Source organism: Nonomuraea sp. SBT364 (genome assembly GCF_001083785.1).
Lineage (GTDB): Bacteria > Actinomycetota > Actinomycetes > Streptosporangiales > Streptosporangiaceae > Nonomuraea.
Genome location: NZ_LAVL01000119.1, coordinates 1 through 10,967, shown reverse-complemented (window position 1 = coordinate 10,967; position 10,967 = coordinate 1). Strand labels below are relative to the sequence as shown.

Here is a 10,967-nt window from a genome sequence, read left to right as displayed (position 1 = left end):
GTCAGACGGCGGCGAGCTGGCGGGAGCGGGCTTCGGCCGCGTCGTCCCAGGCGAGCAGCTTGCGCAGATGGACCGTGGTGCCACGGCCGGGCGTGATGCCGAAGGAGATCTCGTCGACCACGGAGCGCATGATCAGCAGGCCGCGGCCGTTCTCGGTGTCGGCGGGGGGAAAGTGCAGGGGCACGGACGGCAGGCCGCCCCCGCTGTCGGCCACGCGCACGTCGCAGCGGCCGTAGCCGATCGACGCCGTCACCTCGTAGCGGTTGGCCGGCCCCCCGTGGCGCACCGCGTTGGAGCAGGCCTCGGAGACCGCGAGCAGCATGTCGGCAATGCAGGGCTCACTCACATGCAACGATCGCATGGCATCTCCCAGCACCCGCCTGACCATCGGGATGCCGATCGCATCCCTAGGCAGTGCCAACGAGAACTCAATGTCCACCGGACTCCTCCGGGCTCCGGAATGTCACCTGGAGTAGGTTTCCCCGTGAAATCGGGGCTAACCGCAAAATCACGCTGTTGTTATTTGGGCTTGGCGAACCCGTGGCATTGTGGCACGCCGGAATCCGGCTTTAGCCGCACAAGACCATTTGAGGTGTGAAATATGCCGTTCTACGCCTCAACGCGGACCGTGTAGTCCTCGATCACGGTGTTCGCCAGCAGAGTCTCCGCCATCTTTCGGACGTCCGCAATAGCGGCCTCGTCGGCGGGACCCTCCAGTTCGATCTCGAAGCGCTTGCCCTGCCGCACGGCGGACACACCGGAGAAACCCAGCCGGGGCAGCGCACGGGCGATGGCCTGGCCCTGCGGGTCGAGAATCTCGGGCTTCAGCATGACGTCTACGATGACGCGCGCCACTGCGTTCCTCCTGGGTACGGCGGGGTTGGCAAAGGACAGCCTACCGGCGCGTGTTTGCGTGCGGCACAACGGGAACGGGGACATCATGGGGCTTGCGCGGAGGGCTGTGACGTCTGCCACGATGGCCCCAAGCGCGTACGAACCACCACCAAATGGTCCGGACGCTCAGAAGGCCGGCCTCCGGTGGCAACCCCGTCCGGACCGGCCCCGACCGCACAGGAGTGGCACGTGACCGTCGACGCCTCTCGTGGTGCCGATGCACCCCCGGAGCTCGTCCAACTCCTCACGCCCGAGGGAGAGCGGGTCGAGCACCCCGACTACGACATCGACCTGACGCCCGAAGAGGTCAGGTCTCTCTACCGCGACCTGGTCCTCGTCCGGCGCGTCGACCTGGAGGCCGTGGCGCTGCAGCGGCAGGGCGAGCTCGGCATCTGGGCCTCGCTCCTCGGCCAGGAGGCCGCGCAGATCGGCTCCGGCCGCGCGCTGACCGACGCCGACATGGCCTTCCCCACCTACCGCGAGCACGGCGTGGCCTGGTGCCGCGACGTCGACCCGGTCAAGCTGCTCGGCATGTTCCGCGGCGTCAACCACGGCGGGTGGGACCCCAAGGAGCACAACTTCCACCTCTACACGATCGTCATCGGCAGCCAGACGCTGCACGCGGTCGGCTACGCCATGGGCATCCAGCGCGACGACGCCACCGCCGCGACCATCGCCTACTTCGGCGACGGCGCCACCTCCCAGGGCGACGTGAACGAGTCGTTCATCTGGGCCAGCGTGTTCAACGCGCCGATCGTGTTCTTCTGCCAGAACAACCAGTGGGCCATCTCCGAACCGCTGGAGAAGCAGACCCGCATCCCGCTCTACCGCAGGGCGTCCGGCTTCGGCTTCCCCGGCGTCCGGGTCGACGGCAACGACGTCTTCGCCTGCCTCGCCGTCACCCGCCAGGCGCTCAAGAACGCCCGCGAGGGCCAGGGGCCCATGCTCATCGAGGCGTTCACGTACCGGATGGGCGCCCACACCAGCAGCGACGACCCGACGCGTTACCGCGTGGCCAGCGAGCTGGAGGCGTGGAAGCTGAAGGACCCGATCGAGCGGGTCAAGGCCTACCTGTTCAAGAACGAGCTGGCCGACCAGGCGTACTTCGACTCCATCGAGGCCGAGGCCGACCAGCTCGGCGCCGACCTGCGGGCCCGGTGCCTGGCGATGCCCGACCCGGAGCCGCTGGCCATCTTCGACCACGTCTACTCCGAGCCGCACGCGCTGATCGACGAGGAGCGGGCCCAGTACGCGGCTTACCTGGAGGGGTTCGAGAGATGACCGTGCTGAGCCTTTCCAAGGCGCTCAACGAGGGCATGCGCAAGGCCATGGAGGACGACCCCAAGGTCCTCATCATGGGCGAGGACGTGGGCAAGCTCGGCGGCGTGTTCCGCGTCACCGACGGGCTGCAGAAGGACTTCGGCGAGGACCGGGTCATCGACACGCCGCTGGCCGAGTCCGGCATCATCGGCACCGCGATCGGCCTGGCTCTGCGCGGCTACCGGCCGGTGTGCGAGATCCAGTTCGACGGGTTCGTCTTCCCGGCCGCCGACCAGATCATCACCCAGCTCGCCAAGATGCCCATGCGCTCGCTCGGCGCGATCAAACTCCCGGTCGTGGTACGCATCCCGTGCGGCGGCGGCATCGGCGCGGTCGAGCATCACAGCGAGTCGCCCGAGGCGTACTTCACGCACACCGCCGGGCTGCGCGTCATCGCCTGCGCGAATCCGGCCGACGCCTACTCGATGATCCAGCAGGCCATCCGCAGCGACGACCCGGTCATCTTCTTCGAGCCCAAGCGCCGCTACTGGGAGAAGGCCGAGGTCGACACCACGACCACCGACTGGTGGACGCCCATGGACAAGGGTCGTGTGGTGCGCCCCGGCACCGACGCGACGCTGCTCGCCTACGGGCCCATGGTCAAGACCTGCCTGGAGGCCGCCACGGCCGCCGAGGAGGACGGCCGCAGCCTGGAGGTCGTCGACCTGCGCTCGCTCAACCCGCTCGACACGCCGCTCGTCCTCGACTCCGTACGCCGCACCGGCCGGGCCGTCGTCGTCCACGAGGCGCCGGTCAACAACGGCTTCGGCGCCGAACTCGCGGCGCGGATCACCGAGCAGTGCTTCTACCACCTGGAGTCGCCGGTGCTGCGGGTCGGCGGCTTCTCCACCCCCTACCCGCCGTCCAAGCTGGAGGAGCACTACCTCCCCGACCTGGACCGGGTGCTCGACGCCGTCGACCGCGCCTTCGGCTACTGAGGGGGTCCCGCTTCATGCGACGCGAATTCAAGCTCCCGGACGTCGGCGAGGGCCTGACGGAGGCCGAGATCGTCCGCTGGCACGTCCGGCCGGGCGACGAGGTCAAGGTCAACCAGATCGTCGTGGAGATCGAGACCGCCAAGTCCATCGTCGAGCTGCCCATCCCGTGGGACGGCCAGGTGACCGGCCTCCTCGCGGACGAGGGCCAGACGGTCGACGTCGGCGGGCCGATCATCGCCATCGAGACCGGCGAACCCGCCGACCCGCAGACGGCGGCCCTGGCCGAGGACCTGGTCCCGGCCCCGCCGGCGGAAGGGGCCGTCGAGCCGGGCGCGCACGGCAGCCCCGCCCCCAAGGAGGAGCGCCAGGCCGTCCTGGTCGGCTACGGCGTCAAGACCGGCGCCACCCGCCGCCGCACCCGCAGGACCACGTCCACCATCCCGGCCGACCCGGTCGCCAACCCCTCCCGCGTGGAGCTGGAGGGCCCGCCGTCCGGCGCGGCCCCGCAGCCCGCGACGGCGACGGGCGCCGGCCGGGCGGCGCTGGCCAAGCCTCCCGTCCGGAAACTGGCCAAGGACCTGGGCGTGGACCTCGCCACCCTCACGGGCACGGGCCCCCAGGGCTCCATCACCCGCGAGGACGTGCGCGCGGCGACCGCCTCACAGCCGCAGCCGGAGCCACAGGCCCAGGCCCAGCCGCAGGCCGGCGAGGAGCGCATCCCCGTCAAGGGCGTCCGCAAGATGACCGCCCAGGCCATGGTCGCCAGCGCCTTCACCGCCCCGCACGTCACCGAGTTCCTCCAGGTGGACGTCACCGAGACGATGGATGCGGTCAGGCGCCTGCGCACGCTGCCCGACTTCGCCGAGGTCAAGGTCTCGCCGCTGCTGCTGGTGGCCAAGGCCGTCCTCACGGCGGCCCGGCGCCATCCGATGATCAACTCCTCCTGGGACGAGGCGGCCCAGGAGATCGTCGTCAAGCACTACGTCAACCTGGGCATCGCCGCCGCCACCCCCAGGGGCCTGGTGGTGCCCAACGTCAAGAACGCCCACCAGCTCTCCCTGCCCGGCCTCGCCGCCGAGCTGGCCCAGCTCACCGAGACGGCCAGGGCGGGCCGCACCCAGCCGGCGGAGATGGCGGGCGGCACCATCACCATCACCAACGTCGGCGTCTTCGGCGTCGACGCGGGCACCCCGATCCTGAACCCGGGCGAGTCCGCCATCCTCGCCTTCGGCCAGGTACGGGACATGCCGTGGGTGGTCGACGGCGCGCTGGCCGTACGGAAGGTGACGACGCTGGCCCTGTCCTTCGACCACCGCGTCGTCGACGGAGAGCTCGGCTCGCTGTTCCTGCGCGACGTGGGCGCGATGCTGGAGGACCCGCTGCGGATGCTGGCCTGGAGCTGACCGCGGGCCGGGAGGGGGCGCCCCCTCCCGGCCTCTGTAGGGTGGCGCCATGATCCGCCACATCGTGCTGTTCACCTGGACCGAAGAGGCCACCCTCGCCCAGAAGGCGGGGGTGCTGGCCGCGCTGCGCGGGCTGCCCGGCATCATCCCGCAGATCCGCTCCTACGCGGTCGGCATGGACGCGGGCATCAACCAGGGCAACCACGAGTTCGCCGTCGTCGCCGACTTCGACACCGAGGACGACTACCTGACCTACCGCGACCACCCGGACCACCAGAAGGTGATCGCCCATCACGTCAAGCCGATCCTGGCGAGCCGCGCGGCCGTGCAGCTGGAGCTTTAGACCTCCGGCGGATGGTTCTCGCGGTGCATCAGCCGGTCGTCGGAGGTGCGGCCGCGCCGGGGCGCGAGCACGACGCTCAGCACGATCCCGACGCCTCCGACGATCATGAAGATGAGGCCGATGACGTCCATGTGGACGCTGTCGCCGAACACGTCGGGCTCGATCGCGAATCTCAGGATGGCGCCGAGCGTGAGGAAGAAGATGCTGACCCCGACACCCATGACGGCCTCCGGCAAAAGGGCAAAGAGCGAGTACGCCCACGGTCATACCCGGGTATCGCGGATCACACCCGTCAGGACGCCACCTCCTCCCTGAGCACGGCCGCGACCTGCGGCGTCAAGAACGCGCCGACCCACAGGGCCGGCGCGTTCGCCAGAAGCCTCAGAAGGCCTCTTCGGGCAGCTCCATGAGCTCCTGGCCGGTGGCGTCGAGGGTGCGGCGCTCGGCGGCCAGGCGGGGCAGCACGGTCCCCGCGAAGAACGCCGCGGCCGCGACCTTGCCCCGGTAGAAGGGGTCGTCGCCGTCCGCCAGGCGGGCCAGCGCCACCTCGGCCTGGCGCAGCAGCAGCCAGCCGATCACCAGGTCGCCCAGCGCGAGCAGGAACCGGGTGGTGTTGAGGCCGACCTTGTAGACCTCCTCGGGCTTCTCCAGCGAGCCGAGCGCCCAACCGGCCATCGTGTCGCCCATGGCCTTGACGTCGGCGGCGGCCTCGGCGAGCAGCTTGCGCTCCTCCTTGAGCCGGCCGTTGCCCGCCTCGGAGGCGGCGAACTCGTTGATCTCGGTCAGCAGCGCGCCGACGGCCGCGCCCTGGTTGCGCAGGATCTTGCGGAAGAACAGGTCCAGGCCCTGGATCGCGGTCGTGCCCTCGTACAGCGAGTCGATCTTCGCGTCCCGGATGTACTGCTCGATCGGGTAGTCCTGCAGGTACCCGGACCCGCCCAGCGTCTGCAGCGAGCGCGCCAGCAGTTCGTACGAGCGCTCCGAGCCGACGCCCTTGACCAGCGGCAGCAGCAGCTCGTTCATCGCGTGCGCGTGCCGGTCAGCGGGGTCGATCTGGATGGCGTCCTGGAAGGTGGCCGTGTAGAGCACCAGCGCGCGCATGCCCTCGGCGTACGCCTTCTGCAGCATCAGCTCCCGCCGCACGTCCGGGTGGTTGACCACGGTCACGCGCGGGGCGGCCTTGTCGGCCATCTGGGTCAGGTCCGCGCCCTGGACCCGCGACCTGGCGTACTCCAGCGCGTTCAGGTAGCCGGTGGACAGGGTGGCGATGGCCTTGGTGCCGACCATCATGCGGGCGTGCTCGATGACCATGAACATCTGCTTGATGCCCTCGTGCACGTCGCCGACCAGCCAGCCGACCGCCGGGTGCTTGTCGCCGAAGGTGAGCTCGCAGGTCGTGGAGACCTTCAGGCCCATCTTCTTCTCGACGTTGGTCACGTACACGCCGTTGCGCTCGCCCAGCTCGCCGGTCTCCAGGTCCACGTGGAACTTGGGCACCAGGAACATCGACAGGCCCTTGGTGCCGGGGCCGTGGCCCTCGGGGCGGGCCAGCACCAGGTGGAAGATGTTCTCGGCCATGTCGTGCTCCGCGCTGGTGATGAAGCGCTTGACGCCCTCGATGTGCCAGGTGCCGTCGTCCTGCCGGACGGCCTTGGCGCGGCCGGCGCCCACGTCGGAGCCGGCGTCGGGCTCTGTCAGCACCATGGTGGCGCCCCAGTCGCGCTCGATGGCCAGCTCGGCGAAGCGCTTCTGCTCGGGGGTGCCGACCGTCCACAGCGTGTAGGCGAAGTTCGGTCCTGCCGCGTACATGTACAGAGCCGGGTTGGCCCCCAGGACCATCTCGGCGGTGGCCCACGCCAGGCTCCGGGGGATGCCGGGGCCGCCCAGGTCGGTGGGCAGGTCGAGGTGTGCCCAGCCGCCGTCGACCAGCGCCTTGAACGACTTCTTGAACCCGTCCGGCAGGGTGACTGACCCGGTGGCGGCGTCGAACACGGGCGGGTTGCGGTCGCCCTCCTCGAACGAGTCGGCCAGGACGCCCGTCGCCAGCCGTTCGACCTCGCCCAGGATGCTGCGGGCGGTGTCCTCGTCCACGTCCGCATAGGGGCCGCTGCCGAGGATCTCGCGTCGCCCGAACACCTCGAAAAGGTTGAACTCCAGGTCACGCACGTTGCTCTTGTAGTGGCCCATGGGTGCAGCTCTCCTTGAACCGAGTCCTTCATCTACCGGTGAGTAACCTTACTAGCAATGCTACCCGCCGGTAACCATGGATATGCGTGGCATGCTCATCTCCGTGGATGCCGAAGAACTCGCCGCGAGATGGCGAGAGCGCCTGGAATCCTGGGCCATTCCGCCGGAGATCCTGGCCGCGGCCCCGGTCGATCCGTGGTGCTATCCGCTGGGTCGTTTCACCAGCCGCACCGACAGAGCGCTCGCCGAGCCCGACGACGGGCCCACCATGACCCGCGTGAAGCAGGCGCTGCCCGAGGGCGGCACGCTGCTCGACGTCGGGTCGGGGCCGGGCGCCTCGTCGCTGCCGTTGCACGAGCGGATCGGGCACCTCTACGCCGTCGACAGCTCGGCCGAGATGCTCGAAGAGCTTTCGGCCCGCGCCGACAAGCTGGGCGTGCGGGCCACCACGGTCGCGGGCCGCTGGCCCGACGTGGCCGCCCAGGTGCCCGAGGTGGACGTCTCGGTGGCCGCGCACGTGGTCTACAACGTTCCCGACCTGGCCCCGTTCCTGTTCGCCCTCGATTCGCGCACCAGGCGCCGCGTGGTGCTGGAGCTCCCGCACCGCCATCCCATGAGCTGGATGGCGCCGCTCTGGCAGCACTTCCACGGCGTCGACCGTCCCGTGCGGCCCGTCGCGGAAGACTGCGTGGCCCTGGCCGCCGCGCTGGGCTTCGCGGTGCGCGTGGAGGAGCGCGAGGCCCCGCTGGAACGATTCAGCTCCCTGGAGGAGCTGGCCGCCAGCGCCTGCCATCGCATCTGCCTCGACCCGGCACGTGCCGACGAGGTGGCGCGCACGGCGCAGGAGATGGGCATGTGGCCGATGCCGCGCGACCGATGGGTCACGATCTGGTGGGAATGATCGCGATGTAGGGCGCGTTCCATGAAGTGAGCACAGCTCCCGGACGAGACGCGCCGTACCCGGCAGGCCAAGACGACGCATCGTGATGTCGTCTCGTCCGGAGGAGTAACCATGGCCTGGATCGTTCTCGTCGTCGCCGGTCTCGCGGAGGTCGCGATGGCCCTGTCGCTCAAGCTCAGCAACGGCGTCACCCACGTATGGTGGTCCGTCTCCTTCCTGCTCACCGCGATCCTGAGCTTCGGCCTGCTCGCGTACGCCCTCAAATCCCTCGAGGTGGGCACCGCCTATGCCGTGTGGACGGGCATCGGCGCCGTCGGTACGGCCGTGCTCGGCATGCTGGCCATGGGCGACGAGGTCTCGGCGGTCCGCCTGATCTCCATCGGGCTCATCCTGGCCGGCGTCGTCGGCCTCAACCTGGCCGGCGCGCACTAACCGGCTTGACGCGATTGCCGGTGTCGCGATTGGGTGGCGGGATGATCGAGATTCACGCCGTGACGATTGACTGCGCCGACCCCTACGAGCTGGCCACCTGGTGGAGCAAGGCCACCGGCCTCCCGCTCGGGGAGGGCGACGTGCCGGGCGACGACGAGGTGATGCTGCGCACCAAGCAGGACCCGTTCCTGCTGTTCATCCGGGTGCCGGAGGGCAAGTCCGTGAAGAACCGGCTGCACCTGGACGTCAACGGCACCGAGGGCCGCACCCGCGACCAGGAGGTCGAGCGCCTGCTCGGCCTCGGGGCCACGATCTACGACGACCGCCGTAAGGACGACGGCACCGGCTGGGTCACCATGCTCGACCCCGAGGGCAACGAGTTCTGCGTCTGCCGGAGCGAGGCCGAGCGGTCCTCAGCCGGCTGAGCGCGCCCGCCCCTGCATGGTCAGGGTGAGTACGGCGGCGATCACGTAGACGAGCACCCCGTGACAGCCGGCGTGCACCGCCGAGCCGAACACGCCCTCGCCGTCCAGCACGAGCTGCACCGGGTAGTCGAGCACCGCGGTGATCCCAGCGGGCAGCAGTGCGAACTTCCACGGGTTGCGCAGCCCCCACACGCGCGCCTGCCGGGTCACCCGGTCGCCGACCTCGGGCTTGGACACGGCGCCGATGGCCGCGATCAGCGCGAACAGGCTGATCCCCAGCCCCAGCGCCCAAACCAGGTCACCGCTACCACCGAGCAGCCCCAGACCGAAACTGGTGGCGGCGATGGCGCCACCGCCGAGGGCGGCGACCTTCCACGGAGCGCCGCGCAGCGCGGCGGCGGACAGCGAGACTTCATCGCGTCGGGTGATTTCGTTCATGTCTTCAGCGTGCCTCCCGGCGCCCCTTGCCTGCATCGGGGACGGACCCTGAGCAGTCCCTGACATGATGCGATGCATGCGAGAAGTCACGATTGAGCAGTTCGGTGCCGAGGACTGGGAGCGGCTGAAGGCGATCCGGCTGCGCGGGCTCCAGGAGGCCCCTGACGCGTTCGGGTCCTCCTACGCGAGGGAGAGCCGGTTCACCCCCGAGACGTGGGCTGAGCGGCTGGCCGGGTCGTGGTGGCGGGTGGCCGTCGCCGACGGCGACGACGTGGGGCTGGTCTGCGTGCGGATCGAGGAGGGCCGGGCGCACCTGCTGTCGATGTGGGTCGCGCCGGAGGCCCGGGGCCACCGGGTCGCCTCGCGGCTGGTCGACGCGGCCATCGCGCACGCCAGGGAGGCCGGGGCGGACGAGGCCGAGCTGTGGTGCGTCGACCACAACACGGCGGCCAGGGCGCTGTACGCGAGCAAGGGGTTCACGCCCAGCGGCAGAACGATGGGCCTGCCGTCCAACCCGGACATCCCCGAATCCCACTACGTCCTGTCACTGCTCTTCCGCCGGGCCCGCCGGGAGGACGTGCCCGCGATCGTCGCGATGCTGGCGGACGACCCGCTCGGCGCCGTCCGCGAGGGCGACCCGGCCGACGAGCGCTACCTGGCGGCCTTCGACCGCATCGACTCCGACCCGTACGACGAGCTGATCGTCGCCGAGCGGGACGGCAAGGTGGTCGGCACGATGCAGCTCTCCTACCTGGCCGGGCTGTCGCGGCTGGGCGCCGAGCGGTGCCAGATCGAGGCCGTCCGGGTCGCCGCCTCCACCCGGGGGCAGGGGCTCGGCCGCAAGATGGTCCAGTGGGGCATCGACCGGGCGCGGGCCCGCGGCTGCGCCATGGTGCAGCTCACCTCCGACAAGTCGCGCGCCGACGCGCACCGCTTCTACGACTCCCTCGGATTCACCGCCTCGCACGAGGGCTACAAGCTCGCGCTGAGCTGAGCCAGCATCCACCTGCACCAATCGGCCCGGTGCCGCTCGTAACCGAGCCCGCACCGCAGCGTCGCGTAGTTGCCGAAGCGCGGGTCGCCGACCGGCGGCGGCCCGCCGAACAGCTCCTCTTCGCGCTCGTACTCGGCCAGCCTGGTCTCGTGCCGGGCGAGCTGGTCGGCGAAGAGCCGCCGCAGCGCCTCCGGCTCGGCGAGCCAGGCCGTGTACGTCTTGAGCACCAGTTCGTCCCGCTCCGGCCGTTCGCGCGGCGGCTCGGTCACCCACTCGCGCAGCGCCGCCGTGCCCTCGCCGGTCAGCCGGTAGATCTTCTTGTCCTGCGGCCCCGGCCCGGCCTGCGTCTCGTACGTCACCAGGCCCTCCGCGAGCAGCTTCTGCAGCTCGGTGTGGATCTGGCTGTGCCTGGCCGTCCAGAAGTAGGCCATCGGCCGGCGCATGGCCTGGGCGATGTCGTACCCGGTGCGCTCGCCGCGGGCCAGCACGGCGAGGATCGCGAATCCCAGCGTTGAGGTCATGGTGCGTCAAGGGTATTGTTCCTCGCGACTATGTCACTTCTGACATAGTATTGGAGAAGGGGCGGCCATGCGCGCGATCGTCGGCTCGTTGGGACTCGTACTGGTGCTGACCGCCTGCGGGGGCACGGTCAGCACCGAGGCCGCCCCCAGCCCCGCGCCGCCCAGCGCCAC

At 70.2% G+C, this 10,967-nt stretch carries 14 protein-coding genes, 1 pseudogene and 1 riboswitch; of the genes and pseudogenes, 9 read left to right on the top strand and 6 right to left on the bottom strand.

Going from position 1 to position 10,967, the window contains the following annotated elements; translation table 11 throughout:
• Nucleotide 1: 1 nt before the first annotated feature.
• Both ADY59_RS34730 and purS read right to left on the bottom strand, forming a co-directional pair.
• Entirely contained in the window at nucleotides 2-388 is a 387-nt protein-coding gene (locus ADY59_RS34730) for an ATP-binding protein (RefSeq protein ID WP_049571488.1), read from the bottom strand.
• Nucleotides 389-609: 221 nt separating this feature from the next.
• Nucleotides 610-855, bottom strand: coding sequence for a phosphoribosylformylglycinamidine synthase subunit PurS (gene purS / locus ADY59_RS34725; protein ID WP_049571485.1), 246 nt, complete (start codon nucleotides 853-855; stop codon nucleotides 610-612).
• A gap of 228 nt (nucleotides 856-1,083) precedes the next feature.
• Between purS and pdhA the strand changes: the two genes are divergently transcribed.
• Genes pdhA through ADY59_RS34705 form a run of 4 tightly spaced genes read left to right on the top strand, consistent with a single transcriptional unit; the run spans nucleotide 1,084 to nucleotide 4,898 of the window.
• A complete protein-coding gene (pdhA, locus tag ADY59_RS34720) occupies nucleotides 1,084-2,175 on the top strand; it encodes a pyruvate dehydrogenase (acetyl-transferring) E1 component subunit alpha (protein WP_049571481.1) in 1,092 nt (363 codons plus the stop codon).
• The gene (locus tag ADY59_RS34715) at nucleotides 2,172-3,152 is read left to right on the top strand and encodes an alpha-ketoacid dehydrogenase subunit beta (RefSeq protein ID WP_049571473.1); all 981 of its coding nucleotides are present in this window, start codon (nucleotides 2,172-2,174) and stop codon (nucleotides 3,150-3,152) included. Before pdhA ends, ADY59_RS34715 begins: the two co-directional genes overlap by 4 nt.
• Nucleotides 3,153-3,166: 14 nt before the next feature.
• Entirely contained in the window at nucleotides 3,167-4,555 is a 1,389-nt protein-coding gene (locus ADY59_RS34710; protein WP_049571472.1) for a dihydrolipoamide acetyltransferase family protein, read from the top strand.
• Between the two features lie 49 nt (nucleotides 4,556-4,604).
• Nucleotides 4,605-4,898: a Dabb family protein gene (locus ADY59_RS34705; RefSeq protein ID WP_049571470.1), complete on the top strand. Its 294-nt coding sequence runs from the start codon at nucleotides 4,605-4,607 to the stop codon at nucleotides 4,896-4,898.
• Here the strand turns inward: ADY59_RS34705 and ADY59_RS34700 are convergent.
• Nucleotides 4,895-5,119: a DUF6458 family protein gene (locus ADY59_RS34700; RefSeq protein ID WP_049571523.1), complete on the bottom strand. Its 225-nt coding sequence runs from the start codon at nucleotides 5,117-5,119 to the stop codon at nucleotides 4,895-4,897. The two genes, ADY59_RS34705 and ADY59_RS34700, sit on opposite strands and share 4 nt — an antisense overlap.
• Before the next feature lie 160 nt (nucleotides 5,120-5,279).
• Entirely contained in the window at nucleotides 5,280-7,085 is a 1,806-nt protein-coding gene (locus ADY59_RS34695) for an acyl-CoA dehydrogenase (protein ID WP_049571467.1), read from the bottom strand.
• Nucleotides 7,086-7,188: 103 nt separating this feature from the next.
• Here ADY59_RS34695 and ADY59_RS34690 point away from each other — a divergent pair, with 103 nt between their 5' ends.
• The 3 genes from ADY59_RS34690 (at nucleotide 7,189) to ADY59_RS34680 (ending at nucleotide 8,843) form a co-directional block, all read left to right on the top strand.
• Entirely contained in the window at nucleotides 7,189-7,986 is a 798-nt protein-coding gene (locus ADY59_RS34690) for a class I SAM-dependent methyltransferase (RefSeq protein WP_231619034.1), read from the top strand.
• Between the two features lie 23 nt (nucleotides 7,987-8,009).
• A riboswitch (guanidine-III (ykkC-III) riboswitch) is annotated at nucleotides 8,010-8,068 on the top strand.
• A 29-nt stretch (nucleotides 8,069-8,097) separates the two neighbouring features.
• Nucleotides 8,098-8,418 (top strand): DMT family transporter, encoded by a 321-nt coding sequence (locus tag ADY59_RS34685; protein WP_049571465.1) that lies wholly within the window; start codon nucleotides 8,098-8,100, stop codon nucleotides 8,416-8,418.
• Between the two features lie 41 nt (nucleotides 8,419-8,459).
• Nucleotides 8,460-8,843 carry a VOC family protein gene (locus ADY59_RS34680; RefSeq protein ID WP_049571463.1) on the top strand — a complete coding sequence of 128 codons (384 nt, stop codon included), beginning with the start codon at nucleotides 8,460-8,462 and terminating at the stop codon, nucleotides 8,841-8,843.
• Here ADY59_RS34680 and ADY59_RS34675 read toward each other — a convergent pair.
• Complete coding sequence (locus tag ADY59_RS34675; RefSeq protein ID WP_049571461.1) at nucleotides 8,832-9,281, bottom strand: hypothetical protein; 450 nt, start codon at nucleotides 9,279-9,281, stop codon at nucleotides 8,832-8,834. The two genes, ADY59_RS34680 and ADY59_RS34675, sit on opposite strands and share 12 nt — an antisense overlap.
• 64 nt (nucleotides 9,282-9,345) lie before the next feature.
• On the opposite strand from ADY59_RS34675, the pseudogene ADY59_RS52895 reads away from it, so the two are divergent.
• Together ADY59_RS52895 and ADY59_RS52890 are read left to right on the top strand one after the other, a co-directional pair.
• Nucleotides 9,346-9,762: pseudogene (locus ADY59_RS52895) on the top strand (GNAT family N-acetyltransferase); the annotation flags it as partial.
• Nucleotides 9,763-9,876: 114 nt separating this feature from the next.
• Nucleotides 9,877-10,275, top strand: a complete 399-nt coding sequence (locus ADY59_RS52890; RefSeq protein WP_231619039.1) for a GNAT family N-acetyltransferase — start codon at nucleotides 9,877-9,879, stop codon at nucleotides 10,273-10,275.
• Here the strand turns inward: ADY59_RS52890 and ADY59_RS47750 are convergent.
• The gene (locus tag ADY59_RS47750) at nucleotides 10,254-10,796 is read right to left on the bottom strand and encodes a PadR family transcriptional regulator (protein WP_053175435.1); all 543 of its coding nucleotides are present in this window, start codon (nucleotides 10,794-10,796) and stop codon (nucleotides 10,254-10,256) included. The two genes, ADY59_RS52890 and ADY59_RS47750, sit on opposite strands and share 22 nt — an antisense overlap.
• Between the last annotated feature and the right edge of the window lie 171 nt (nucleotides 10,797-10,967).

Coding starts and splice junctions, on each gene's coding strand:
- ADY59_RS34730 (WP_049571488.1), bottom strand. CDS start 388: ATGGTCAGGCGGGTGCTGGGAGATGCCATGCGATCGTTGCATGTGAGT.
- ADY59_RS34715 (WP_049571473.1), top strand. CDS start 2,172: ATGACCGTGCTGAGCCTTTCCAAGGCGCTCAACGAGGGCATGCGCAAG.
- ADY59_RS34710 (WP_049571472.1), top strand. CDS start 3,167: ATGCGACGCGAATTCAAGCTCCCGGACGTCGGCGAGGGCCTGACGGAG.
- ADY59_RS34705 (WP_049571470.1), top strand. CDS start 4,605: ATGATCCGCCACATCGTGCTGTTCACCTGGACCGAAGAGGCCACCCTC.
- ADY59_RS34700 (WP_049571523.1), bottom strand. CDS start 5,119: ATGGGTGTCGGGGTCAGCATCTTCTTCCTCACGCTCGGCGCCATCCTG.
- ADY59_RS34695 (WP_049571467.1), bottom strand. CDS start 7,085: ATGGGCCACTACAAGAGCAACGTGCGTGACCTGGAGTTCAACCTTTTC.
- ADY59_RS34685 (WP_049571465.1), top strand. CDS start 8,098: ATGGCCTGGATCGTTCTCGTCGTCGCCGGTCTCGCGGAGGTCGCGATG.
- ADY59_RS34680 (WP_049571463.1), top strand. CDS start 8,460: ATGATCGAGATTCACGCCGTGACGATTGACTGCGCCGACCCCTACGAG.
- ADY59_RS34675 (WP_049571461.1), bottom strand. CDS start 9,281: ATGAACGAAATCACCCGACGCGATGAAGTCTCGCTGTCCGCCGCCGCG.
- ADY59_RS52890 (WP_231619039.1), top strand. CDS start 9,877: ATGCTGGCGGACGACCCGCTCGGCGCCGTCCGCGAGGGCGACCCGGCC.
- ADY59_RS47750 (WP_053175435.1), bottom strand. CDS start 10,796: ATGACCTCAACGCTGGGATTCGCGATCCTCGCCGTGCTGGCCCGCGGC.